Source organism: Pseudomonas sp. TTU2014-080ASC (assembly GCF_001446935.1).
In the GTDB taxonomy this organism is placed as follows: Bacteria; Pseudomonadota; Gammaproteobacteria; order Pseudomonadales; family Pseudomonadaceae; genus Aquipseudomonas.
Genome location: NZ_LKKK01000002.1, coordinates 531,966 through 555,812, shown reverse-complemented (window position 1 = coordinate 555,812; position 23,847 = coordinate 531,966). Strand labels below are relative to the sequence as shown.

The window sequence follows — 23,847 nt, the reverse complement described above, 5'->3', positions numbered from 1 at the left end:
GCCATACCTGAAAGCGCAAGAACCGGGCCCCTACAAAAGAGCGCTGCTTTATACCAGAAAGCCCCCGCCACCACAAGGCAATCTGTACTTTGCGCGAGCGCCAAAGGAGGTGCATTTTACACGCTGATGGCGCAGTGCACAGTGCCCTTCGCCTTTAACCATTCGTCGCGCCCCATCATTGCCTGAACCGGTATTAATGCCCTAGGGTTAACCATTCCCGCTGACACGACGTTCCGGAGCCCCCATGCGCCTTGCTGCACTGCCGTTACTGATTGCCCCCATCCTTCTGCCCGTCCTGGCCCAAGCCAATACGCTGAGCGTGTGCACGGAGGCGAGCCCGGATGGTTTCGATGTGGTCCAGTACAACTCGCTGACCACCACCAACGCGTCTGCAGATGTGCTGATGAATCGTTTGGTCGACTTTGATGCTGTCAGCGGTAAATTGATTCCCAGCCTGGCCGAACGCTGGGCCATCAGCGCAGACGGGCTGACCTACGATTTCACCCTGCGCAGTGATGTCAGTTTTCACACTACGCCCTACTTCAGCCCCAAACGCCTGCTCAATGCCGATGACGTGTTGTTCAGCTTCCAGCGCATGCTCAGCAGCGACCACCCGTGGCACGCTGTGGCCGCCAGCGGTTATCCACACGCCCAATCAATGCAATGGCCCAACCTGATCAAAGCCCTTGAGAAAACCGGCGAACACAGCCTGCGCATCACCCTGAACCGACCGGACGCCACCTTTCTCGCCACCCTAAGCATGGGTTTCGCCTCGATTTACTCCGCAGAATATGCCGATCAACTGCTCGCAGCCGGCAAGCCGGAACAGCTCAACAGCCAACCGGTCGGCACCGGCCCGTTCGTGTTCAAGCGCTTCCAGAAGGACGCCGTAGTCCGCTACAGCGCCAACTCCAGCTATTTTGCGGGCAAGCCGGCTGTGGATAACCTGATCTACGCCATCACCCCGGATGCCAACGTGCGTCTGCAAAAGTTGAGACGTGGCGAATGCCAGGTTGCGCTGTCGCCCAAGCCTCAGGACATTCAGGCGATCAAAAATGACGCCAACCTGCACGCCGCCCACACCGCAGCCTTTATGACGGCCTTTGTTGGTATCAACAGCCAACATCCGCCACTGGATAAACCACAAGTGCGTCAGGCCATCAATCTGGCCTTCGACAAAGCCAGCTACCTGCAAGCCGTCTTCGAAAACAGCGCGGAAGCAGCCAACGGTCCATATCCCGCCAATACCTGGAGCTTCAACACTGACCTGCCGGGCTACGCCCATGATCCGGAAAAAGCCAAAGCCTTGTTGAAAGAAGCCGGACTGGCAGAAGGTTTCAGCACCACCATCTGGACTCGCCCCAGCGGCAGCCTGCTAAACCCAAACCCCAGCCTCGGCGCACAGTTGCTTCAGGCTGATCTGGCCGAAGTCGGCATTAAGGCAGAAATCCGCGTGATCGAATGGGGCGAGCTGATTCGTCGCGCCAAAGCCGGCGAACACGACCTGCTGTTTATGGGCTGGGCCGGTGACAACGGTGACCCGGACAACTTCCTCACCCCGCAGTTTGCCTGCTCCTCCGTCGAGTCCGGGCTGAACTTTGCACGCTACTGCGACCCTACACTGGACAAGCTGATCAGCGACGGCAAAGCCAACAGCGACCAGGCCGAACGCAGCCGCTTATATAAGGAAGCGCAACGCATCATCCAGGAACAAGCCCTGTGGCTGCCGCTGACACACCCCACCGCCTACGCCCTGCTGAGCAAGAAGGTCAGCGGCTACGAAGTGAGCCCATTTGGCCGCGTCGACTTCTCGAAAGTGCAGCTCAGCCGCTAGCCATACAGAGACCGAGCCCTGAGCACAGGGCTCGGTCACACCCAACCATGCTCAGCCATCGACAGCGGCTCACCGTCGCCGACGATAAAGTGATCCAGCACCCGCACGTCCACCAGCGCCAACGCATCCTTCAAGCGCCGGGTCAAATCACGATCGGCCTGACTGGGCTCAGCGACGCCGGACGGATGATTGTGGGTTAGGATCAGTGCCGCAGCATTATGGAACAGCGCACGCTTGACCACTTGCCGCGGATAAACGCTGGCGCTATCGATTGAACCGTGGAACAGCGCCTCAAACGCTAACACGCGATGTTTTGCGTCCAGAAACAGGCAACCGAATACTTCATGGGGCTCATGCCGCAGCAGCGTCTTTAAATAATCCCGCACCGCCTGCGGGCTCTCCAGCACAGACTCGCGGCGCAGCTGCTCGGCCAGATGCCGTCGCCCCATCTCCAGCACCGCCTGCAACTGGGCGAACTTGGCCGGGCCCAAGCCCAAATGCTCGGAAAACGAAGGCAAGTCCGCCTGCAACAACGCCCGCAAACTGCCAAATTCGCTTAACAGCTGCCGCGCCAAATCCACCGCACTGCAACCGGCAACACCGGTACGTAGAAAGATCGCTAAAAGCTCTGCATCCGTCAGACTCACAGCGCCTTGCGCCAAGAGTTTTTCCCGCGGCCGCTCCGCCGCTGGCCAATCACGAATACTCATCACACCTCCTTGTGTTTCAAGCCATACAACAACGCCGCAGCACCAGTCTTGCAGGGCATCGGCAGCACTGCTTCATGGCGGCTGCTGTGCTATCGTAGCGGCCTTTGCACGGCAGTCGCGCAGAGGAATGCCAACGCCGTGACGCACATCCATCTTCGAAACAAGGCAGGTCTATGCAGCGGCTGTATCGGAAACGCATTATTGTGGGCGTAGGCGGCGGTATCGCTGCCTATAAAAGTGCCGAGCTGATTCGCCGACTCAAAGACCAGGACGCCGACGTCCGCGTCGTCATGACCCAAGCTGGGCAAGAGTTCATCACCCCACTGACACTGCAGGCGCTGTCCGGCCACCCGGTCCATCTCGATCTGCTTGACCCCGCTGCCGAAGCCGGCATGGGCCACATCGACTTGGCACGCTGGGCGGACATGATTCTCATCGCCCCGGCCACCGCCGATCTGATGGCACGCTTGGCGCAGGGTGTGGCCGATGACCTGCTGACCACTCTGGTGCTGGCCACTGATGCCCCAGTGGCATTGGCTCCGGCCATGAATCAGGCCATGTGGCGAGACCCAGCCACTCAAGCTAATGCTGAGCTGCTGCGCTCACGGGGCTTTCACCTGTTCGGCCCGGCAGCTGGCAGCCAGGCCTGCGGCGATGTCGGTCTGGGGCGCATGCTCGAGGCCGAACAACTGGCGCAATGCGCGGCCGATTGCTTCCAGGGCAAAGCGCTGACCGGCAAACACGTGCTGATTACCGCAGGGCCTACACAAGAAAACATTGACCCAGTGCGTTACATCACCAACCACAGCTCCGGGAAAATGGGCTTTGCCCTGGCCGAAGCCGCTGCAGAAGCCGGTGCCAAAGTCACTCTGATCAGTGGTCCGGTACACCTGCCGACACCGGATCGGGTTGAGCGCATCAATGTCGTCAGCGCCCGCGACATGCTCGCTGCCTGCGAAGCTGCAATGCCCTGCGACCTGCTCATCGCCGCCGCTGCTGTAGCGGATTACCGCCCGGAAGTCGTCGCCCAGCACAAACTGAAGAAAGACCCCAGCACCGGCGACGGACTGCTCCTGCAAATGGTGCGCAACCCGGATATCCTCGCCACCCTCGCAGGCCGCCCGGACCGTCCTTTCAGCGTGGGTTTTGCGGCTGAGACCGAGAACCTGCTGGAGTACGCCTCGCGCAAACTCAAAGACAAAAACCTCGACCTGATCGTCGCCAATGATGTGGCCAACCCAACCATCGGCTTTAACAGCGAAGAAAACGCCATCACCATCATTGACCGCGAACTCGGCCAAACCAGCTTCGCCCAGACCAGCAAGAGCAAGATCGCCCGTCAGTTGGTGAACTTCATTGCCGATCGCATGAACCGCAGCTGACCCCTTTTCAAGTTAAGACAGAGCCCACTATGCACGCCTTACAAGCCAAGATTCTCGACCCGCGCCTGGGCACCGAATTCCCTCTGCCAGCCTATGCAACTCCGGGCTCTGCAGGACTGGATTTGCGTGCCATGCTCAAGGAGGAAATCGTCCTTGAACCTGGTCAGACCGTACTGATTCCAACCGGCCTGTCGATTTACATTGGCGATCCGGGCCTGGCCGCGATGATCCTGCCACGCTCGGGTCTGGGCCATAAGCACGGCATCGTTCTGGGCAACTTGGTCGGTCTGATCGACTCCGACTACCAGGGCGAACTGATGGTCTCCTGCTGGAACCGTGGCCAGAGCGCCTTCACCATCACCATCGGCGAGCGCATTGCCCAACTGGTCTTGGTGCCGGTAGTGCAGGCCAAATTTGAACTGGTTGAGCAATTCGACGAAACCCAGCGCGGCGCGGGCGGCTTCGGCCACTCCGGTACCCTCTGATAACAAAACCTGTACAGGACATAAGAAAGAGGAGACGACATGAAACTCTTCAAACGCACAGCCAAGGAAGCTGACGAACTTTCCAGCAGCGCCGACCTGACGCTCAAACCTGTACAGGACAAGACATCCGGGCCGTCCCTGAAAGGTTTACTGCCCGCAGCACTGCTCAGTCTGCTCGGTGTTGCGTTAGGCGCAGCCCTACTCTGGTTCGGCCCGCTGAGCAGCGCCCATCAGCACCACCTTCAGCAGCTCAATCAAGCCTGGGGCAGCGGCCAGGCGGCGGCACTGGAAAAGTCATTGCAACAGCTCAGCGCCGACACCCGCGCAGCGGCCCGCAATCCGCAGCTGCTGCAAGCCCTGCAAAGTGAGGATGCCGCGCAAATCCGCCAAGCCGAGCAAGAGCTCACTTATTGGAATGCCGTTGTCGACGCCAAGATCAGCCTACGCGGGCAAGCTGCCCAAGATGCAACACGCGCCGCACCGATCAACTTTGCTGCATTGGACATGCTACGCCGCGTAGAAAACGGCCAGAACGCACCGGCCGAAGCATTTAAATCAGGCCAGCGCTGGCTGGTTTACAGCGCCGCCGCGCTGCGCGCGCAGGAAGACGGGCCGGTTCTCGGCAGTGTGCTGCTGGCGGTTGATCTGCAGCGCCTGATCGCCATGCTGCCGCCAATCCCAGTCGAAGCCGGGCAGATTCAACTGGTGCAGAAATTTGCCAACAGCGCCCCGCAAGTACTGATGCAACGCGGCCAAGCCGAAGGCAACCCCGAAGTCTTCGCCACTGGCAACCCGAACTGGACGCTCAACTTCACCCCAGGCTCGCAGCTGATCAGCCCGATGCTCTCCCCTCTTCTACTACTGTGCGCAGCACTGCTGGCACTGTCCGGCGCGCTTATCGGGATCTATCTGCTTTATACCCGCACGCACAAAGCCATTGCCCATGAAGCCGAACAGCTCGGGCAAATGCTGCAAGCCCTAGTCGCTAATAAAGGGGTGAAGCTGCCTGAATTCAACCTGGAACCTCTGCGCGAAGTGGCGAAGACGATCCAACGCCTGCCCAAACGCAGCGCCGATACCAGCAAACCGGCCGCTGCACCTGCAGCAGTGCAAGCCCCTGCCGCACCAGACGTCAGCACTCCGATTGCCGACCCAATGTTCCAGGACACCGATATTTTGGACATCGACATTCTCGACGAGGACATGGATTTGTTAGGACTCAATCAAGCCGCGACTGCAGCTCAGCCCCCAAAGCTGCCCGCTGACATCTTCCGTGCTTATGACATTCGCGGCATCGTCGGCAAAACTCTGAGCGCTGATACCGCCTACTGGATCGGCCGCGCCATCGGCTCGCAGAGTCTGGCTCAGGGCGAGCCCTGCGTCGCAGTTGGCCGTGACGGACGCCTGTCCGGCCCGGAACTGGCGCAACAACTCATTCAAGGCCTGGCCGACAGCGGCTGCGTGGTCAGCGATGTCGGCATGGTGCCAACGCCGGTTCTGTATTACGCCGCCCACATTCTCACCGGTAAATCCGCGGTGATGCTGACCGGCAGCCATAACCCGTCCGACTACAACGGCTTCAAGATCGTCATCGCCGGTGACACCCTGGCCAACGAGCAAATTCAGGCTCTGCGCGAACGTATCGAGAATCAGGACCTGAGCAGTGGTACCGGATCGGTTGAGCAAGTCGACGTACTGGATAGCTACTTCCAGCAGATTCGCAACGACATTGCCCTGGCCAAACCCCTGCGCGTAGTCGTGGACTGCGGTAACGGCGTTGCCGGTGTAATCGCGCCGAAACTTATCGAAGCTTTGGGCTGCACCGTCATCCCGCTGTACTGCGAAGTAGACGGTAACTTCCCGAACCATCACCCAGACCCGGGCAAACCGGAAAACCTCGAAGACCTGATCAACAAGGTACGCGAAGAAAACGCCGACATTGGCCTGGCCTTCGACGGCGACGGCGACCGCCTGGGTGTCGTGACCAACAGCGGCAAGATCGTCTTCCCGGACCGTCTGTTGATGCTCTTCGCCAAAGACGTGGTCTCCCGCAACCCAGGCGCAGATATCCTGTTTGACGTGAAATGTACTCGCCGCCTGACCCCGCTGATCAGCGGCTACGGTGGCCGCCCGGTAATGTGGAAAACCGGGCACTCGCTGATGAAGAAGAAAATGAAAGAAACCGGCGCCCTGCTGGCCGGAGAAATGAGCGGTCATATCTTCATCAAAGAGCGCTGGTACGGTTTCGATGACGGCATTTACTCCGCCGCCCGTCTGCTCGAGATTCTCAGCATAGATACCCGCACCGCCGACCAAATTTTCAGCGCCTTCCCGGATGATATTTCCACGCCGGAAATCAACATCCAGGTCACCGAGCAGAGCAAATTCAGCATTATTGAAAGCCTGCAGCGTGAAGGTGTCTGGGGCGACGGCAAGCTCACCGACATCGACGGCATCCGCATTGACTACCCCAAAGGTTGGGGCCTGGTCCGTGCATCCAACACAACCCCAGTGCTGGTCCTGCGTTTTGAAGCGGAAAGCGAAGAAGAACTTGAGCGCATCAAGGAAGTATTCCGCGCCCAGCTGCGCCGCGTCGAACCCGACCTGAAACTGCCTTTTTAATTAGCAAACGCTCAACTGGAGCCCTGAATGACTATCGAACGCGAGGCTGCTGCCCATACCGCCAAGGTATTGTCCGAGGCACTGCCCTATATCCGCCGCTACGTCGGCAAGACGCTGGTGATCAAGTACGGCGGCAACGCCATGGAAAGCGAAGAGCTGAAGACCGGCTTTGCCCGCGATATCGTGTTGATGAAAGCAGTCGGCATCAACCCCGTAGTCGTCCACGGCGGCGGCCCGCAGATCGGTGACTTGCTCAAGCGCTTGTCCATCGAGAGCCACTTTATCGACGGCATGCGTGTGACTGATGCACAGACCATGGACGTGGTGGAAATGGTCCTCGGCGGCCAGGTCAACAAATCCATCGTCAACCTGATCAACAGCCACGGCGGCAACGCCATTGGCCTGACCGGTAAAGACGCACAGCTGATCCGCGCGAAAAAGCTGACCGTCACCCGTCAGACCCCGGAAATGACCAAGCCGGAAATCATCGACATCGGCCAGGTCGGCGAAGTAGTCAGCATCAATACTGACCTGCTCAACCTGCTGGTACAGGGCGACTTTATCCCGGTGATCGCGCCCATCGGCGTCGGCCCGGACGGCGAGTCCTACAACATCAACGCCGACTTGGTAGCTGGCAAAGTGGCCGAAGCGTTGCAGGCTGAAAAGCTCATGCTGCTGACCAACATTGCCGGCCTGATGGACAAAGAAGGCAAAGTACTCACCGGTCTGAGCACGCAGCAGGTCGACGCACTGATCGCCGACGGCACCATCTACGGCGGCATGCTGCCGAAAATCCGTTGTGCACTGGAAGCGGTGCAGGGCGGCGTTGGCAGCTCGCTGATCATCGACGGCCGCGTCCCGAATGCGATTCTGCTGGAAATCTTCACCGACACTGGTGTCGGTACCCTGATCAGCAATCGCAAGCGTTAATCCTGGCCGGGCGAATCAGTCAGTTGGCTGATTCGCCTGCCTGATCCGCCTCTCTGCAGCTTGTCTGCCCCGGCCTGAACGGCCAAGCTCGGTCCTACGCCTTCACATCAGCCGAGCCGCCATGAGCACACCTTCTCGCAACGACTTCCGCTTCTTTTATCCCCTGCGCGTGCGCTGGTCCGAAGTGGACCCGCAAAACATAGTCTTCAACGGCAATTACCTGACTTATGCAGACGTCGCCATTACCGAATACTTCCGTGACCTGGGCCTGAAATACCCCAGCGACCTCAGCCGCGATGGCGGGGATTTCTTTGTTAAGAAAGCGGTGCTGGAGTACCACGCGCCAGCCTGTTTCGATGACCTGCTGGAAGTGGGCATACGCATCGCTCGCTTCGGACGCTCAAGCATGAGCTTCGCCATGGGCATATGGCGGGCTGATGAACTGCTGACTAGCGGCGAGGTGGTTTACGTCCATGCCAACAGCCAAACGCGGCGCAGTAGCCCGCTACCGCAGTGGCTGAAAGACATGCTGGTGGCCTACGAACATACTGCGCCACAGGAATGACTCAGCGGATCTGCTGAAGTAACTCCCCAAGGCGCTCACGGTCGGCAGTAAAACTCTTCTCAGCCTCCTGCCGTGCGGCCTCGTAGCGTTCGATATCGATATTCAGGCGCTTCTGTTCAAGCTTCTGTGTCTCGATTTGCTGCAAGAGATTGGCTGGCACCTCACGCCCGGAGCGTTCATGATCAGCGGCCTGAGCCTGCAAATTGCCTTGCTGGGTAATAGAGCCCTGCAAGTTTCCCCGGGCAATGCTCAGCAGCCCATCAATCTCGGCAAACTTGCGCTCGCGGGCACGCTCAACGTCTTCAGGGGTGCTGTAAAGACGCAGCAATTGCTCATCCGAACGAGCACGCGCCTTATCCGCCTTGAGCTTTTCCAGCTCTTCAGCGGTAGGGGCTGGCGGGACCACACGGATGACCCGCCCTTGCTCGTTGAGCACGTCATAACCTTTGCCGATCACCTCAGGCGGAACCCCCTGACGGCTGAGCACCGTCACACCCTTCTCATCCACGTAGCGATACAACTCAACAGCTGCAGCGGTGGCCGGCAGCCACACACTCACTAACAACGAACAACAAGTCAGGGCGTTCCTCAGCATCAATGCATCACCTTGGTTGGTCTGGTCAGATACCGTACTCCGCACGGTAGGCTTCAACAGCAGGCAAATGCTGCTTGAGCTCAGCATCGCCAGCCAGATATTCCAGCACCTGCTCCAAGGACACAATACTAATTACTGGCATTTTAAAATCACGCTCAACTTCCTGAATTGCAGAAAGCTCGCCTTTGCCGCGTTCTTGACGGTTCAGCGCGATCAAAACGCCCGATGCCTGAGCACCCTGACCATCGATAATTTGCATGACCTCACGAATAGCCGTACCGGCAGTGATTACGTCATCTATGATCAATACACGCCCTTGCAAGGGTGCCCCAACCAGCGTGCCACCCTCGCCGTGGTCCTTAGCTTCTTTACGATTGAAGCACCAGGGCAGATCACGTTGATGATGTTCAGCCAGAGCCACCGCAGTGGTGGCGGCAAGAGGAATGCCTTTATATGCAGGGCCAAACAGAACGTCGAAGTCGATCCCGCTGTCTACAACCGCGGCAGCATAAAAGCGCCCGAGCTGCGCCAAAGCCAGACCACTATCAAACAGGCCTGCATTGAAGAAGTAAGGGCTGACACGCCCGGACTTGAGGGTGAACTGACCAAAGCGCAGTACCCCACGCTCAATGGCAAAACGGATGAAATCACGCTGGTAGGCTTGCATGAAAAAGTCTCGGACGGTACGGAATTGCTAGGAATTTAACCAATTGCAGGAGAGCTCGGGTATCATACACGCACGCGATTTTAGGGGCCATTTATGCGGATCATCAGTGTGAACGTGAATGGTATTCATGCCGCAGTCGAGCGAGGACTTCTCAGCTGGCTGCAAGCACAGAATGCCGACGTCATCTGTCTGCAGGACACTCGCGCCTCCGCCTTTGAACTGGACGACCAAGCCCTCCAACTGGATGGCTATTTCCTTTATGCCTGTGATGCAGAAGTGCCAAGCCTTGGTGGCGTGGCCCTGTATTCCCGTTTGCAACCCAAGGCGGTAATTAGCGGTTTAGGCTTTGAAATGGCCGACCGCTATGGGCGCTACCTGCAGGCCGACTTTGACAAAGTGAGTATTGCTACAATTCTGATGCCATCGGGACGTAGCGGCGATGAGAACCTGAACCAGAAGTTCAAGTTCATGGACGACTTCACCCATTTTCTGGATAAGCAGCGCCGTAAGCGCCGCGAGTACATTTACTGCGGCTCGTTCTACGTCGCCCACCAGAAACTGGACGTGAAGAACTGGCGTGACTGCCAGCAGTCTCCGGGATTCCTGGCACCAGAGCGGGCCTGGATGGATGAAGTGGTTGGCAACATGGGTTATGTCGACGCCCTGCGCGAAGTCACCCGCGAGGGCGACCTGTTCAGCTGGTGGCCTGATAGCGAACAGGCGGAGATGCTCAATCTGGGCTATCGCTTCGACTATCAGCTGCTGACTCAGGGTATGCGTCGCAGCGTACGCAACGCACGTATGCCGCGTCAGCCACGTTTCTCGCAGCATGCACCGCTGATTGTGGATTACGACTGGACGCTGAGCGTCTAAGATAAGTCCCAAGCACAAAAAACCGCAGCCTGGCTGCGGTTTTTTTGTTTTGAGGACCTTACGTCGCGACTTACTTCACCAGACGCAACGTGAAGGGATAGCGATATTCCTTGCCCTCGTTCGCCTTTACACCGGCAATTACAGTCAGAACAAAAGCAGTTAGGCTGATCAGCATCAACAACGGAAAACCAATCAACACAACCATCAGGCAGAAAGAAACCAGAACAGCCAGAGCGACAGTGATCTGGAAGTTCAACGCCTCCTTTCCTTGCGCATCCACAAACGGATCGAGGTCCTTCTTGAGCTGCCAGAGCAGCAGAGGGCCGACAATATTGCCGAACGGGATAATCAGACCAGCAAATGCAGCAAAGTGGCAAAACATTGCCCACTGGCGCGCATCTGCGTTTGGCGTCGGTTGTGGTAGTTGAAGATCGTCGCTCATGAGTGCTCCCTCATCTATACCTTGAAATTACTGAGCCTCAGCCAGTGCTGCCTGCTGCACGCTGAACAAATCAGCCATACCCTTCTGAGCCAGCTCCAGCATTGCGTTCAGTTCGGCTGGCTGGAACGGAGCCCCTTCTGCCGTGCCCTGCACTTCAATGAAACCACCTGCGCTGGTCATCACCACGTTCAGGTCAGTTTCGGCTGCCGAGTCCTCAAGGTAATCCAGATCCAGCACCGGTACGCCCTGATAAATCCCTACGGAAACCGCTGCGATCATTTGCTTGAGCGGCTCACCCTTCAGTGCGCCACGCTTTTTCAACACCTTCAGCGCATCAACCAGAGCCACCATTGCACCAGTGATGGATGCGGTACGGGTGCCACCATCGGCCTGAATCACGTCACAATCGACGTACAGGGTGTTTTCACCCAACTTGGTCATATCCAGCGCAGCGCGCAGTGAACGACCGATCAAACGCTGGATTTCCAGAGTACGACCACCTTGTTTGCCACGGCTGGCCTCGCGCTGGTTACGATCACCGGTCGAACGCGGCAACATGCCATATTCGGCCGTCAGCCAACCCTGTCCCTGACCTTTCAGGAAGCGCGGAACGCCTGATTCGACACTGACCGTACAAATCACTTTGGTGTCACCGAATTCAACCAGCACCGAACCCTCTGCGTGCTTGGTGTAGTTGCGTGTAATACGGATCGGGCGCAACTGATCGGCGGCACGGTCACTTGGACGTTTCATTAGCGATACCTACTCTTAAGGAAAATCTGTCGGGCATTATAGGGCCGTATTATGACGAAGCCATGCCGAATTGGGCGCTATCGATTCACTGCGCTACAATCCAGCGCCTTTCGTTAACCATTTCGCGAGGTTTACCCATGATCCACAGCATGACTGCCTTTGCCCGCACCGAACACGCGGACACCAACGGCACCCTGAGCTGGGAGCTGCGATCGGTCAACCATCGCTATCTGGAACCTCATTTGCGCCTGCCGGAAGCCTTCCGTGATCTGGAAGGCGCTGTGCGTGAAGCGCTGCGCAATGGCCTATCCCGCGGCAAGGTGGAATGCACCTTACGCTTTGCCGACAGCACGGCAGACAAATCCCTTCAAGTTGACCAGCAGCGCGCTCAGCAACTGATTCAGGCCGCCGAAAGCATCGCAGCCCTGATTAAACAGCCTGCACCGCTGAATCCCCTAGAAGTGCTCGGCTGGCCTGGCGTACTGGTAGCGGACGCCGCCGACCCACAAGCGCTGAACCAGCGGGCGCTAGATACCTTCAATCAGGCCCTGAGCGAGCTGAAAGCCGGGCGCGAACGCGAAGGGGCGGAACTGGCAAAACTGCTTAATGACCGCCTCGACGCCATTCTCGAGCAGGTCGCTACTCTGCGCGAACTGGTACCGGAGATGCTCGCCGGACAGCGCCAGAAGATCCTCGACCGCTGCGCCGAAATGAAGGTAGACCTGGATCCGCAGCGCCTCGAACAGGAGATGGTGATACTGGCTCAGAAAAGCGATGTGGCCGAAGAACTGGACCGTCTGAGCACCCACGTCACCGAGGTGCGACGCGTCCTCAAAAGCGGCGGTGCCGCGGGTCGTCGTCTGGACTTCCTCATGCAGGAACTCAACCGCGAGGCCAATACTTTGGGCTCAAAAGCCTTCGACACCCGCAGCACGCAAGCCGCAGTTAACCTCAAAGTCCTGATTGAGCAAATGCGCGAACAAGTGCAGAACATCGAATAAGCTGCGCAGACAGCCGAGATGGCTGCGCGCCCCCCTATAAATGGCATGACCTGGAACACCCTATGACCACCACCACTGGCACTCTTTACATCGTTTCCGCCCCGTCCGGCGCGGGCAAAACCAGCCTGGTCAAGGCGTTGATCGACAGCGAAGCGAGCATCCGCGTCTCTGTTTCGCACACTACCCGTGCCATGCGCCCGGGTGAAGTCGACGGGGTGAACTATCACTTCGTCAATCACGAGCAGTTCAATGAAATGCTCAACAGAAGTGCGTTTCTCGAGCATGCCGAAGTCTTCGGCAATCTGTATGGCACCTCTCAGGAATGGGTCGAACAAACTCTCAAGGCCGGCTATGACCTGATTCTTGAAATCGACTGGCAAGGAGCACAGCAGGTCCGTCGCCTGATGCCGGAAGCAAAGTCCATCTTCATCCTGCCACCGACGCAAGAGGCCCTGCGCCACCGCCTGACCAACCGCGGCCAAGACAGCGGTGAAATCATTGACCGGCGAATGCGCGAAGCGGTCAGCGAGATGAGCCACTACGTTGAATACGATTATCTGGTGATTAACGATGACTTCAGCCACGCCTTGAGCGACCTGAAAGCCATTTTCAGGGCCAACCAGCTGCTGCAAAAGGCTCAGCAACAGCGCCACGCCGGCCTGCTCAGCGAACTGCTGTCCTGATCACCGCCCGGCAATCAGTGCTTCCCTAATTGCTGGTGATTTTTTAGACTATTCAGTCCGCCCGCTTAAGCGGGCACCCATTTTCTGCTCTTAATTATTGTCGCATCGAGGAATACCATGGCCCGCGTTACCGTTGAAGATTGCCTGAACAACGTCGATAACCGCTTTGAGCTGGTCATGCTTGCCACCAAGCGTGCCCGCCAGCTGGCCACCGGCGGCAAAGAACCCAAAGTGGAATGGGACAACGACAAACCAACCGTTGTAGCCCTGCGCGAAATCGCTGAAGGCCTGGTCAACTATGACGTCGTTGCTCAGGAAGACATCGTTGAAGAAGAACCACTGTTCGCTGCGTTTGAGGAAGATGCCAACGAGTCGCTGTAAGACTATGCCTGGTCGAATTTCTCAGGCACATCGTCCTCTGACACGGCAGGGGGAACGCCCATGCCGAGCATAGATGATCTGGCCGAAAGACTTTCGACCTATCTGGACGGCGACCAAGTCAACTTGGTCCGCCGGGCGTACTACTACGCCGAGCAAGCCCACGACGGCCAACGCCGGCGCAGCGGCGAGCCGTATGTAACCCACCCGCTTGCGGTAGCTAATATCCTCGCTGACATGCATATGGACCATCAGAGCTTGATGGCAGCCATGCTGCATGACGTGATCGAAGACACCGGCATCGCCAAGGAAGCTCTGAACGCGCAGTTCGGAGAGTCCGTCGCCGAGCTGGTGGATGGTGTCAGCAAGCTGACCCAGATGAACTTCGAAACCAAAGCCGAAGCTCAGGCTGAAAACTTCCAGAAAATGGCCATGGCCATGGCCCGCGACATCCGCGTGATCTTGGTCAAGCTGGCCGACCGCCTGCACAACATGCGCACCCTGGAAGTGCTATCTGGCGAAAAGCGCCGCCGCATCGCCAAAGAAACCCTGGAAATCTACGCTCCGATTGCCAACCGGCTGGGCATGCACAGCATGCGCATCGAGTTTGAAGATCTCGGTTTCAAGGCCATGCACCCGATGCGCTCCGAACGAATCCGCGCTGCGGTCAAGCGCGCCCGTGGAAATCGCAAGGAAATCGTCAATAAGATCGAAGAGTCCATCATCAACTGCCTCAACCGCGAAGGTATGCAGGGTGAGGTGATGGGGCGTGAGAAGCACCTCTACAGCATCTATAAAAAGATGCGCGGCAAGCGCAAAGCATTCAATGAAATCATGGATGTTTATGCGTTCCGCATTGTCGTGGACAAGGTCGACACCTGCTACCGCGCCCTTGGCGCCGTGCACAACCTGTACAAGCCGCTGCCAGGCCGTTTCAAGGACTACATAGCAATCCCCAAAGCAAACGGCTACCAGTCTCTGCATACCACACTGTTTGGCATGCACGGTGTACCGATCGAAATCCAGATCCGCACCCGCGAGATGGAAGAGCTGGCGAATAACGGCATCGCCGCACACTGGCTATACAAATCCAACGAAGATCAGCCAAAAGGCAGCCACGCTCGTGCCCGCCAATGGGTCAAAGGCGTTCTGGAAATGCAGCAGCGTGCCGGCAACTCGCTGGAATTCATCGAGAGCGTGAAGATCGACCTGTTCCCGGACGAGGTTTACGTATTCACGCCAAAAGGTCGCATCATGGAGCTGCCAAAAGGCTCTACAGCGGTCGACTTCGCTTATGCAGTGCACACAGATGTTGGCAACACGTGCATCGCCTGCCGCATCAACCGCCGCCTGGCACCGCTGTCGCAACCTCTGGAAAGCGGCTCCACCGTTGAGATCGTCACCGCGCCCGGCACCCGCGCCAATCCGGCCTGGCTCAACTTTGTCGTCACCGGCAAGGCACGCACTCATATTCGCCATGCCCTCAAGCAACAGCGCCGCTCCGAATCGATCAACCTGGGCGAACGCCTGCTGAACAAGGTACTGGCCAGCTTCAACAGCCATCTGGACGCCCTGCCTGTGGAGCGCATCGACGCCGTGCTCAGCGAATACCGCCTGGAGCTTACGGAAGATTTGCTGGAAGACATCGGCCTGGGCAACCGCATGGCTTATGTGGTCGCCCGCCGCCTGCTCAGTGATAACGAAGAAACCCTGCCCAGCAGCGAAGGCCCGCTGGCTATTCGCGGCACCGAAGGCCTGGTTCTCAGCTACGCCAAGTGCTGCACGCCGATTCCAGGTGATCCAATTGTCGGCCATCTGTCAGCAGGCAAAGGCATGGTGGTGCACCTGGAAAGCTGTAAGAACATTGGTGAGATCCGCCAGAACCCGGAGAAGTGCGTCCAACTGTCCTGGGCCAAGGACGTTACCGGCGAGTTCAACGTGGAACTGCGCGTAGAGCTGGAACACCAGCGAGGCCTGATCGCCCTGCTAGCCAGCAGCGTCAATGCCGCCGATGGCAACATCGAGAAGATCAGCATGGACGAACGCGATGGCCGCACCAGCGTTGTTCAGCTGGTAGTCAGCGTGCATGACCGCGTCCACCTGGCCCGAGTGATCAAAAAACTGCGCACCCTGCACGGCATCATTCGTATTACCCGGGCACGCGCCTGACAAAGCATATTCAAGTCAGATCAATCACTTGAGCTTTGACAGCGCCCGGGCAATCCCCCAACCTAAGTGGTCTACGTTGCAGGCGCAGCCAGCGCCTGCCGGTTTATGTCTGAACCTTCAGGAGTCCCCATGAGCAAGAGCGTTATCAACAGCGACAAGGCCCCTGCCGCCATCGGCACCTACTCCCAGGCCATCAAAGCCGGCAACACCGTGTACATGTCCGGCCAGATCCCACTTGATCCAAAAACCATGGAACTGGTGGAAGGTTTTGAAGAGCAGACCGTACAAGTCTTCGAGAACCTGAAAGCTGTCGCCGAAGCCGCTGGCGGCTCGTTCAAAGACATCGTCAAACTCAACATCTTCCTCACCGACCTGTCCAACTTCGCCAAAGTGAACGAAGTGATGGGCCGCTACTTCGAACAGCCGTATCCAGCCCGCGCAGCTATCGGCATTGCTGCACTGCCACGCGGCGCCCAGGTTGAAATGGACGCTATTCTGGTTCTGGAATAAGTCTTCGGGCGGAGCACCGCTCCGCCCACCTCCCCTTGTGCAATTCCCCCGCTTCACACCCGCCATTACGCCGTACAGCGCCATCCGCTATCAGTTTGCTCTGATGCGTATTTATTTATTGAGAACTATTTGCAATAATAATCGCATTGTCTGTCTCGCCACTCTGGCGGGTGCCTGCCCCTCTTTCTCATTCAGGTTTGGCCGTTATGCTCTCACTGCAAGCAAGACTCCAATCAAAGAAGACTCGCACCTTGCAACGTCTTCGCCCATTTTGTCTGGCTATGCTGGCGCTCTTTCCTCTGAGCAGCTTCGCTGAACAACCGACAGCCTCTCAAGCCACACAAGCCCCAGCTGCAGTCAATCTTTCCGCCCCAAGCACTCCGACAACTCCAGACCTTCTCTCGCCCGAACAGCATGCTGCTCAAGACGCTCAGCTGGCCGCTCTGCGCGAGAAAATTGACGCACTGGGTGCAGAGGCGAGCGAAGAGCAGATCAACGCCACGCAACAGCAATTTATTCAAGAGAATGGCCTGGACAGCGCCCAGGCAGCCCAACTGCTCAGCCTGCTCAATCAGCCTGCCGATGTAGCTAGCGCCGAGCCAGAACCGATCCTGCATGATCTCTCCCCTTGGGGCATGTACAAGAATGCCGATATCGTGGTGAAAGCCGTCATGATCGGCCTGCTCTTGGCCTCGGTGCTGACCTGGACAGTCTGGCTGGCCAAGACCATTGAATTGGTCACTGCCCGCCGCCGCCTGCGCCGCGAACTGAACGATCTGAAAACTGCGCGCACCCTGCAGCAGGCCGCAGACCTGCCCCGCGACAAACACAGCGTTACCACGATGCTGATCGAAGATGCCCGCGACGAGCTGCATCTGTCCTCCAACAGCAAGCTTAAAGAGGGCATTAAAGAACGCGTCAGCTTCCGACTTGAGCGCCTGGTTGCGGCCTGCGGTCGTGACATGACCAAAGGCACTGGCGTCCTCGCCACCATCGGCTCCACAGCGCCTTTTATCGGCCTGTTCGGTACCGTTTGGGGGATCATGAACAGCTTCATTGGCATCGCCAAATCCCAGACTACTAACCTCGCTGTGGTCGCTCCTGGCATTGCCGAAGCCTTGCTGGCCACTGCTATCGGCTTGGTTGCAGCGATTCCGGCGGTGATCATCTACAACGTATTCGCCCGCTCCATTGCCAGCTATAAAGCGCAGGTCGGCGATGCTTCGGCACAGGTTCTGCTTATGGTAAGCCGGGATCTGGATACCGCTTCAGCCGATCGCCCGCAAACCTCCCCGGTCGTAAGGGCGGTATGAATCCATGGGTCTGCACCTGAATGACAGCGGTGACGATCTCCAGGAAAACCACGAGATTAACGTCACCCCCTTTATTGACGTAATGCTCGTGCTGCTGATCATTTTCATGGTCGCAGCGCCACTGGCCACGGTCGATGTAAAGATCGACCTACCGGCCTCAACAGCCAAACCTGCCCCGCGCCCTGACAAGCCCATCTACCTGAGTATCAAGGAAGATAAGAGCCTGTTTCTGGGTGAAGAGCAGGTCACGGCGGAACAGCTGGGCGGCGCTCTGGATAAGCTGACCCAAGCTGATAAGGAAAAAACCATCTTTGTCCGTGGCGACAAGGGTGTTGAATACGCGGATCTGATGAGCGTCATGGATAGCCTGCGCACAGCAGGCTACCTGAAGATCGGTTTGGTAGGACTTGAGACGATCGGCGCGCAATGACTAACAGCAGACGCGACTTATACTGGGGTGCCAGCCTGATCCTGGTGCTGGCGGTGCATATCGGTGTGTTTATCTGGGCACTGTACTGGAAGCCCAAGCCCATTGTTATGGATATGCCAGAGGCCGCAATGCTGGTCGAGCTACAGCCATTAGCCCCACCACCGCCGCCAGCTCCGCCGGAGCCTATCGTTGAGCCCGAGCCTGAACCACTGCCGAAGGTTGTCGAGGCCCCCAAACCAAAAATCGTTATCGAGCAGCCCAAACCGAAGCCGAAGCCCCGACCTAAACCACCGGAGCCCAAGCCACAGCCAAAACCGCAGCCGGTACCCGAAAAGCCTGTCGAAACCCCAACGCCGAGCGAGGCGCTGGCCAACTCACAGCCGTCGGCTCCCAAAGCTGCTGAAGCCGCACCTGGCCGCCCTGCGCAAGCCAACGAGAGTCTGCGCAATGTTTGGATGAGCAAGCTACAGGCCCATCTGAGTAAGCGCATCCACTACCCGGAGCGTGAGCGTCGATTTGGCCGTGTAGGTGATCGCCATATGGTGACATTGAGCTTTCAGATCACGGCTAGCGGGGAGATCTTGCAGGCAACGGTCAAAGACTCAACAGCCCGCGCCAGCTTCAACCGCGACGTCCTGATGCAGCTGCGCCGCATAAGCTCGGTACCTAAGCCGCCCAAGGAGTTAGTAGCCAGCGGTAGTGTCAGCATGAACTTCCCGCTGCACTTTACCCTCACTCGCTGATTGCCCCAGCGCTGTTTCCCACTTTGGTGAGACAGCGCTGGCAGCCGCGATATCGTGCTCACACCTGTGTCGACCACGGACAAGCGTCCCGCTATGCTTTGCGCAGGCCTTTATTAGCGGGATTGACCATGCATCGTTTACTTGCCGCCGTCCTCGGTTGCGTACTTCTTACAGGCTGCGCCAGCAGCAGCCGCGACCCGAGCGGCACCTGGATCAACCAGCGCGCAATTGATGCAGCAGTCGACAGCGGTAACCTGCGTGAAGCTTTGCTGGCCTATGGCCCCAACCTCGAATGGCAGATCGATGCGGCCTTGCAACGCGCCGTTTTTACCAACGGCTATCAACAAAATGAAGGTCGCTTAGCTCAGTCTGAGGACGGCACCTTTCAGGTCTCATTCGATACCGACCATCAGGAACAACTCAGCCAATCCGGCGGCAAACTGATACAGGCAGCTAGTGCAGCTTGGCCCGAACAACACTTCAACCTGACATCCCCCAGCTCTTCAACCCTAGGCGGTACTTTTACTCAGGCGCTCTATACCGCCTACCTTGGTGGCACGTGGAAAATTGAAGAGGGCTTGGGTCGCGGCGGCTTGGTGCTGTTCGGCTCAGACGGAAGTGTCAAAGGACTGCCGGGAGCTGAGCGCTATGCGCTGTGCCTGGCCGGAGACTGCGCCGCAATGAATGGCGACGCGGATGGAATCTGGTTGCAACTGGGCAATCAGGGAAACAGCTGGTTGTTCGAACGTGACGGCAAGAACCTACGGATTTATCAGGCCATCAACCGTGCGGCTGCTGATGAAATGGCGTCCTTACACAAAGGCACGCAGTACTGGAAGTTGGTCCTGCAGTAAGCCTCAGATTGGCTTATCAGAGATAATTGCTGCGTAACCTTCCCGGTAACTCGGATAGGCTGGCCGCCAGCCCAGCGCCTTTGCCCGAGCATTGCTACAACGCTTGCTACCGGCACGGCGCACGCTGGCTTCGTCAGCCCAGTGGCTGACTTGCAAACGCGCCCTCAGCCAGTCGACCACCTCATGTAACGGTGCGGGCTCGTCATCCACACCGATGTAGCACGACTCCAGTGTTTGCCCTTGAGCATCTACCTGCAACACGTGAGCGAGTAGTCCTGCGGCATCGTCAGCATGGATGCGATTGCCATACAGCGGTGGTTCAACAGCTACCCGATAGCCTTCCTTAACCTGTCGCAACAGCCACTCCCGGCCCGGCCCGTAAATACCCGTCAGGCGCACCACAGTAGCAGGGATGCCACAGGCCAATACAAGCTGCTCGGCCTCACGCATAACCCGACCGGAATACCCATCAGCAGTGGCCTCAGAAGACTCATCGACCCAACTGCCATCCTGTTGGCCGAACACGCTGCTGCTGGATACGAACAGAATGCGCTTGGGACGTTGCTTATGCTGTTCAAGCCAACGCAGCACATGCTGCAAGCCTTCGACATAAGCTCTGCGGTAGCCCACTTCATCGTGTTGACTGGCAGCTGCACAATAAACCAGATAATCCAGAGAGACCTCAGGCCAGGCGTCAGGACAGTTAGGTTGTTGCAGATCGCCTGCAACGGGAAGAATGCCGGAAGGCAATAGGCGGGTATCGCGGCGCAGGCCGTAGACCTGCCAGCCAGCAGCATGCAGCTGCTGACCGAGGCGGCTGCCGACATCACCACATCCGGCAATCATTAAGGTGTGGTGAGTCGGCATCAGATTACTCACATCAGGAACCGATGACCGCGAGCTGTACCAGCTCCAGCAACGGTTGCGGGTAAACACCCAGCAGGAAGGTCAGCAGTGCGACCAACAGCAGCATGATGCCGCCAGCGCGCTGTGCCCAGTGCAGATCAGCGTCACGGCGCTGCAGGTTCGGTTCAACCATGAACATGGTGACCATGACGCGCAGGTAATAGAACACGCCGATGGCGCTACCGATCACCATCGAACCCAACAGCAGCCACTCATGGGCCTGCACACCGGCGGCGATCACATAGAACTTACCGATAAAACCGGCAGTCAGCGGAATACCCGCCAGGGACAGCATCATCACGGTCAGCACTGCCGTCAGGTACGGGCGACGCCAGAACAGACCACGGTACTCGAACAGGGCATCCGCATCGCGGCCGCTGTACGGCGTGGACATCAGAGTGATCACACCGAACGCACCCAGGCTGGTCAGCACATAGGTAGCCAGGTACACGCCAATCGCCTCAACGGCCAGACCTTTACTGGCGATCAACGCCACCAACAGGTAACCGAAGTGAGCGATGGAAGAGTAACCCAGCAGACGCTTGAGGTTGTTCTGCAACAGCGCCAGCAGGTTACCGATCAGGATCGAAGCTACCGCAATCACGGTCATCACATCGGTCAGCCAGCCACCGGCTGCCGCAGGAGACATCTGATACAGACGCAGCAGTACGGCGAATACCGCGACCTTGCTGGCTGTAGCCAAGAAAGCTGCCACAGGCGCAGGCGCGCCTTCATACACATCCGGCGTCCACAGGTGGAACGGCACCAGCGACAGTTTGAAGGCAAGGCCAATCAGCATCATGCCGACACCAATCTGCACAATCATGCTCGGCAGGCCATCAGCCGCCAGCTTGGCGCCGATGGTGGCGAAGGTCATGTTGCCGGAGTCGGCATACAGCAACGCCATACCGAACAACAGGAAGGCCGAACCGGCAGCCGACAGCACCATGTACTTGATACCGGCTTCCAGTGAACGCTTATTGAAGAAGGCGTAAGCGATCATGCCGTAAGTCGGCACTGACAGCAGTTCCAGACCAATGAACAGACCGGCCAGATGTTGCGCACTGACCAGAACCAGACCGCCCGCAGCAGACAGCAGCATCAGCAGGTACAGCTCTTCGCGGTTGCCCGGATAGCCTTTGCCAGAATCACCGCCGAGGTAGGCGTGAATCAGCGTGACGCAGGCCAGCGTAGCCGCCAGCACCAGCGCCATGTAGTAGCAGGCGAACTTGTCCACCAACAACAGTGGCGTGACTTCAATCGGCGTTACACCCAGCGCAGGTAGCAGCGAGACCAGCGCCAAGTTCAGGCCCACTACCGACAGAGCGAACGTAACGCTGTGGTTGCGCTTCCAGGCAATTGCCAGCATCACCAGTACCAGCGTGGCACTAGTGATCAGCAGCGGCAGCAGCGCGATGAAATGTTGAGTCGTGAATTGCATAGCATGACTTTCCATTGAGCAGCTTACCGTGCCAAAACAGATTGATTGATGGCGTTATCCATCCACTGATGCACGCCCTGCATGCTGGCAGCAGAGGTATCGAGCACCGGTTGCGGATAAACACCAAGCAGAATCAGCAGTACAGCCAGCCCGAGGACCATGGACATCTCGCGGAAGTTCAGGCCTTTCAGAGCGGACTCAGCTTTCGGCTGACCGAAGTAAGCACGGTGAATCATGATCAGCGAGTACACCGAACCCAGCACCAGACCAACAGCGGCCAGTACAGTGACCCACGGCGCGCTGGCGAAGCTGCCGATCAGAATCAGGAACTCGCCGACGAAGTTGCCGGTACCCGGCAGACCCAGTGCAGCAGCAGCAAAGAACAGGCTGATAGCAGGTAACCACGGCATACGCGCCCAGATACCGCCCATCTCACGCATGTCACGGGTGTGCAGGCGCTCGTACAACTGGCCGCTGAGGATAAACAGCGACGCAGCACTAAGACCGTGGGCCACCATCTGCACCACCGCGCCTTGCAGGGCAATTTCGCTGGCAGAGTAAATGGCAATCAGCACGAAGCCCATGTGCGACACGCTGGAGTAGGCCACCAGACGCTTGATGTCAGTCTGCGAGAACGCCAGCAATGCACCGTAACCAATGGCAAACACACCCAGCCACTGCGCAATCGGGGCGAACTCAGCGGAAGCATTCGGGAACAGCGGCAGAGCAAAACGCAGCAGGCCGTAGGCAGCGGTCTTCAACAGAATACCGGCCAAGTCCACAGAACCTGCAGTCGGCGCCTGTGCGTGGGCATCCGGCAGCCAGGAGTGGAATGGCACCACCGGGAACTTCACCGCAAATGCGATAAAGAAGCCCAGCATCAGGATGTATTCAGTGCCAGGTGCCAGTTCGGTTTTCAGCAGGTCAGCGTAGTTGAAGGTCAACACACCGGTCTGGTTAAAGTGCACGAACACCAGCGCCAGGATCGCCACCAACATGATCAGGCCGCTGGCCTGGGTGTAGATGAAGAACTTGGTGGCAGCAGTGATGCGGGTCTTGCCAGCACTGCCGCTATGACCCCAGAGCGCGATGAGGAAGTACATCGGCACCAGCATCATTTCCCAGAAGAAGAAGAACAGGAACAGGTCGACGGCCAAGAACACACCAACCACACCGCCGAGAATCCACATCAGGTTGAGGTGGAAGAAACCGATGCGGCGGTCGATCTCGTTCCACGAGCACAGCACCGACAGCACACCGAGCAGGCCGGTGAGGACAATCATCAGCAGCGACAGGCCATCGAGAGCCAAGTGGATGCTGATGCCCAGACGGGAGATCCACGGCAGCTGGAATTCAGCCGCCCAGACCGGGCCAGTCTCAGGTGCCGGAGCCAGGCTGAAATCGCCAGTGGCCCACAGCCACAGGCCCAGACCGAACAGCAGGACCATGGTCAACAAGGCGATCCAGCGGGGCATGGTTTTGCTGAAATGCTCACAGAACCAGCAGAGGAAGCCGCCGATGAAGGGAATCAGGATTAGCCAGGGCAGTATCATGACGGGCT

General features: G+C 58.0%; 24 protein-coding genes. 16 read left to right on the top strand and 8 right to left on the bottom strand.

The annotated features are described in order from the left end of the window. The first annotated feature begins 244 nt into the window (after positions 1-244). A complete protein-coding gene (locus tag AO726_RS08060; RefSeq protein WP_058067552.1) occupies positions 245-1,834 on the top strand; it encodes an ABC transporter substrate-binding protein in 1,590 nt (529 codons plus the stop codon). Positions 1,835-1,869: 35 nt separating this feature from the next. Here the strand turns inward: AO726_RS08060 and radC are convergent, their stop codons facing one another. Then, positions 1,870-2,544: a RadC family protein gene (radC, locus tag AO726_RS08055; RefSeq protein WP_058067551.1), complete on the bottom strand. Its 675-nt coding sequence runs from the start codon at positions 2,542-2,544 to the stop codon at positions 1,870-1,872. 173 nt (positions 2,545-2,717) lie between these two features. On the opposite strand from radC, the gene coaBC reads away from it, so the two are divergent. The 5 genes from coaBC (at position 2,718) to AO726_RS08030 (ending at position 8,528) form a co-directional block, all read left to right on the top strand. Next, the gene (gene coaBC / locus AO726_RS08050; protein WP_058067550.1) at positions 2,718-3,926 is read left to right on the top strand and encodes a bifunctional phosphopantothenoylcysteine decarboxylase/phosphopantothenate--cysteine ligase CoaBC; all 1,209 of its coding nucleotides are present in this window, start codon (positions 2,718-2,720) and stop codon (positions 3,924-3,926) included. A 29-nt stretch (positions 3,927-3,955) separates the two neighbouring features. Beyond that, positions 3,956-4,411 (top strand): dUTP diphosphatase, encoded by a 456-nt coding sequence (gene dut / locus AO726_RS08045; RefSeq protein WP_058067549.1) that lies wholly within the window; start codon positions 3,956-3,958, stop codon positions 4,409-4,411. A 1,203-nt stretch (positions 4,412-5,614) separates the two neighbouring features. Further along, positions 5,615-7,033 (top strand): phosphomannomutase/phosphoglucomutase, encoded by a 1,419-nt coding sequence (gene algC / locus AO726_RS21310; protein ID WP_206542511.1) that lies wholly within the window; start codon positions 5,615-5,617, stop codon positions 7,031-7,033. Positions 7,034-7,060: 27 nt separating this feature from the next. Next, positions 7,061-7,963: an acetylglutamate kinase gene (gene argB / locus AO726_RS08035; protein WP_058067547.1), complete on the top strand. Its 903-nt coding sequence runs from the start codon at positions 7,061-7,063 to the stop codon at positions 7,961-7,963. Between the two features lie 121 nt (positions 7,964-8,084). Further along, a complete protein-coding gene (locus AO726_RS08030) occupies positions 8,085-8,528 on the top strand; it encodes an acyl-CoA thioesterase (protein WP_058067546.1) in 444 nt (147 codons plus the stop codon). A gap of 1 nt (position 8,529) precedes the next feature. Here the strand turns inward: AO726_RS08030 and AO726_RS08025 are convergent, their stop codons facing one another. Both AO726_RS08025 and pyrE read right to left on the bottom strand, forming a co-directional pair. Then, positions 8,530-9,123, bottom strand: a complete 594-nt coding sequence (locus AO726_RS08025; RefSeq protein WP_058067545.1) for a DUF4124 domain-containing protein — start codon at positions 9,121-9,123, stop codon at positions 8,530-8,532. A 25-nt stretch (positions 9,124-9,148) separates the two neighbouring features. After that, the gene (gene pyrE / locus AO726_RS08020) at positions 9,149-9,790 is read right to left on the bottom strand and encodes an orotate phosphoribosyltransferase (RefSeq protein ID WP_058067544.1); all 642 of its coding nucleotides are present in this window, start codon (positions 9,788-9,790) and stop codon (positions 9,149-9,151) included. A gap of 93 nt (positions 9,791-9,883) precedes the next feature. On the opposite strand from pyrE, the gene AO726_RS08015 reads away from it, so the two are divergent. Further along, complete coding sequence (locus AO726_RS08015) at positions 9,884-10,663, top strand: exodeoxyribonuclease III (protein ID WP_058067543.1); 780 nt, start codon at positions 9,884-9,886, stop codon at positions 10,661-10,663. Positions 10,664-10,733: 70 nt separating this feature from the next. On the opposite strand, the gene AO726_RS08010 is transcribed toward AO726_RS08015, so the two are convergent. Together AO726_RS08010 and rph are read right to left on the bottom strand one after the other, a co-directional pair. Next, entirely contained in the window at positions 10,734-11,105 is a 372-nt protein-coding gene (locus AO726_RS08010; RefSeq protein WP_058067542.1) for a DUF4870 domain-containing protein, read from the bottom strand. A gap of 27 nt (positions 11,106-11,132) precedes the next feature. Next, complete coding sequence (gene rph / locus AO726_RS08005; protein WP_058067541.1) at positions 11,133-11,858, bottom strand: ribonuclease PH; 726 nt, start codon at positions 11,856-11,858, stop codon at positions 11,133-11,135. Between the two features lie 137 nt (positions 11,859-11,995). Here rph and AO726_RS08000 point away from each other — a divergent pair, with 137 nt between their 5' ends. The 9 genes from AO726_RS08000 (at position 11,996) to AO726_RS07960 (ending at position 19,939) form a co-directional block, all read left to right on the top strand. Continuing rightward, positions 11,996-12,859, top strand: a complete 864-nt coding sequence (locus AO726_RS08000) for a YicC/YloC family endoribonuclease (RefSeq protein ID WP_058067540.1) — start codon at positions 11,996-11,998, stop codon at positions 12,857-12,859. A gap of 62 nt (positions 12,860-12,921) precedes the next feature. Further along, complete coding sequence (gene gmk / locus AO726_RS07995) at positions 12,922-13,542, top strand: guanylate kinase (RefSeq protein WP_058067539.1); 621 nt, start codon at positions 12,922-12,924, stop codon at positions 13,540-13,542. Positions 13,543-13,659: 117 nt separating this feature from the next. Next, the gene (gene rpoZ, locus AO726_RS07990) at positions 13,660-13,923 is read left to right on the top strand and encodes a DNA-directed RNA polymerase subunit omega (RefSeq protein WP_058067538.1); all 264 of its coding nucleotides are present in this window, start codon (positions 13,660-13,662) and stop codon (positions 13,921-13,923) included. 60 nt (positions 13,924-13,983) lie between these two features. Then, positions 13,984-16,089, top strand: coding sequence for a bifunctional GTP diphosphokinase/guanosine-3',5'-bis pyrophosphate 3'-pyrophosphohydrolase (spoT, locus tag AO726_RS07985; protein WP_058067537.1), 2,106 nt, complete (start codon positions 13,984-13,986; stop codon positions 16,087-16,089). 129 nt (positions 16,090-16,218) lie between these two features. Next, the gene (locus AO726_RS07980; RefSeq protein WP_058067536.1) at positions 16,219-16,599 is read left to right on the top strand and encodes a RidA family protein; all 381 of its coding nucleotides are present in this window, start codon (positions 16,219-16,221) and stop codon (positions 16,597-16,599) included. Between the two features lie 281 nt (positions 16,600-16,880). Then, positions 16,881-17,912 carry a tonB-system energizer ExbB gene (exbB, locus tag AO726_RS07975; RefSeq protein WP_082629085.1) on the top strand — a complete coding sequence of 344 codons (1,032 nt, stop codon included), beginning with the start codon at positions 16,881-16,883 and terminating at the stop codon, positions 17,910-17,912. Between the two features lie 4 nt (positions 17,913-17,916). Continuing rightward, positions 17,917-18,342, top strand: a complete 426-nt coding sequence (exbD, locus tag AO726_RS07970; RefSeq protein ID WP_058067535.1) for a TonB system transport protein ExbD — start codon at positions 17,917-17,919, stop codon at positions 18,340-18,342. After that, positions 18,339-19,085 (top strand): energy transducer TonB family protein, encoded by a 747-nt coding sequence (locus AO726_RS21220; RefSeq protein ID WP_058067534.1) that lies wholly within the window; start codon positions 18,339-18,341, stop codon positions 19,083-19,085. Before exbD ends, AO726_RS21220 begins: the two co-directional genes overlap by 4 nt. Before the next feature lie 128 nt (positions 19,086-19,213). Then, complete coding sequence (locus tag AO726_RS07960; protein WP_058067533.1) at positions 19,214-19,939, top strand: hypothetical protein; 726 nt, start codon at positions 19,214-19,216, stop codon at positions 19,937-19,939. Positions 19,940-19,942: 3 nt separating this feature from the next. Here the strand turns inward: AO726_RS07960 and AO726_RS07955 are convergent, their stop codons facing one another. Genes AO726_RS07955 through nuoM form a run of 3 tightly spaced genes read right to left on the bottom strand, consistent with a single transcriptional unit; the run spans position 19,943 to position 23,839 of the window. Then, entirely contained in the window at positions 19,943-20,806 is an 864-nt protein-coding gene (locus tag AO726_RS07955) for an SDR family oxidoreductase (RefSeq protein ID WP_058067981.1), read from the bottom strand. 13 nt (positions 20,807-20,819) lie between these two features. Further along, positions 20,820-22,286 (bottom strand): NADH-quinone oxidoreductase subunit NuoN, encoded by a 1,467-nt coding sequence (gene nuoN, locus AO726_RS07950; RefSeq protein WP_058067532.1) that lies wholly within the window; start codon positions 22,284-22,286, stop codon positions 20,820-20,822. Between the two features lie 23 nt (positions 22,287-22,309). After that, entirely contained in the window at positions 22,310-23,839 is a 1,530-nt protein-coding gene (nuoM, locus tag AO726_RS07945) for an NADH-quinone oxidoreductase subunit M (protein ID WP_058067531.1), read from the bottom strand. Positions 23,840-23,847: the final 8 nt, after the last annotated feature.

Coding starts and splice junctions, on each gene's coding strand:
- exbD (WP_058067535.1), top strand. CDS start 17,917: ATGGGTCTGCACCTGAATGACAGCGGTGACGATCTCCAGGAAAACCAC.
- AO726_RS21220 (WP_058067534.1), top strand. CDS start 18,339: ATGACTAACAGCAGACGCGACTTATACTGGGGTGCCAGCCTGATCCTG.
- nuoM (WP_058067531.1), bottom strand. CDS start 23,839: ATGATACTGCCCTGGCTAATCCTGATTCCCTTCATCGGCGGCTTCCTC.
- spoT (WP_058067537.1), top strand. CDS start 13,984: ATGCCGAGCATAGATGATCTGGCCGAAAGACTTTCGACCTATCTGGAC.
- gmk (WP_058067539.1), top strand. CDS start 12,922: ATGACCACCACCACTGGCACTCTTTACATCGTTTCCGCCCCGTCCGGC.
- dut (WP_058067549.1), top strand. CDS start 3,956: ATGCACGCCTTACAAGCCAAGATTCTCGACCCGCGCCTGGGCACCGAA.
- rpoZ (WP_058067538.1), top strand. CDS start 13,660: ATGGCCCGCGTTACCGTTGAAGATTGCCTGAACAACGTCGATAACCGC.
- AO726_RS07955 (WP_058067981.1), bottom strand. CDS start 20,806: ATGCCGACTCACCACACCTTAATGATTGCCGGATGTGGTGATGTCGGC.
- nuoN (WP_058067532.1), bottom strand. CDS start 22,286: ATGCAATTCACGACTCAACATTTCATCGCGCTGCTGCCGCTGCTGATC.
- radC (WP_058067551.1), bottom strand. CDS start 2,544: ATGAGTATTCGTGATTGGCCAGCGGCGGAGCGGCCGCGGGAAAAACTC.
- AO726_RS08000 (WP_058067540.1), top strand. CDS start 11,996: ATGATCCACAGCATGACTGCCTTTGCCCGCACCGAACACGCGGACACC.
- exbB (WP_082629085.1), top strand. CDS start 16,881: ATGCTGGCGCTCTTTCCTCTGAGCAGCTTCGCTGAACAACCGACAGCC.
- AO726_RS07980 (WP_058067536.1), top strand. CDS start 16,219: ATGAGCAAGAGCGTTATCAACAGCGACAAGGCCCCTGCCGCCATCGGC.
- rph (WP_058067541.1), bottom strand. CDS start 11,858: ATGAAACGTCCAAGTGACCGTGCCGCCGATCAGTTGCGCCCGATCCGT.
- algC (WP_206542511.1), top strand. CDS start 5,615: ATGGATTTGTTAGGACTCAATCAAGCCGCGACTGCAGCTCAGCCCCCA.
- AO726_RS08015 (WP_058067543.1), top strand. CDS start 9,884: ATGCGGATCATCAGTGTGAACGTGAATGGTATTCATGCCGCAGTCGAG.
- argB (WP_058067547.1), top strand. CDS start 7,061: ATGACTATCGAACGCGAGGCTGCTGCCCATACCGCCAAGGTATTGTCC.
- AO726_RS08010 (WP_058067542.1), bottom strand. CDS start 11,105: ATGAGCGACGATCTTCAACTACCACAACCGACGCCAAACGCAGATGCG.
- coaBC (WP_058067550.1), top strand. CDS start 2,718: ATGCAGCGGCTGTATCGGAAACGCATTATTGTGGGCGTAGGCGGCGGT.
- pyrE (WP_058067544.1), bottom strand. CDS start 9,790: ATGCAAGCCTACCAGCGTGATTTCATCCGTTTTGCCATTGAGCGTGGG.
- AO726_RS08060 (WP_058067552.1), top strand. CDS start 245: ATGCGCCTTGCTGCACTGCCGTTACTGATTGCCCCCATCCTTCTGCCC.
- AO726_RS08025 (WP_058067545.1), bottom strand. CDS start 9,123: ATGCTGAGGAACGCCCTGACTTGTTGTTCGTTGTTAGTGAGTGTGTGG.
- AO726_RS08030 (WP_058067546.1), top strand. CDS start 8,085: ATGAGCACACCTTCTCGCAACGACTTCCGCTTCTTTTATCCCCTGCGC.
- AO726_RS07960 (WP_058067533.1), top strand. CDS start 19,214: ATGCATCGTTTACTTGCCGCCGTCCTCGGTTGCGTACTTCTTACAGGC.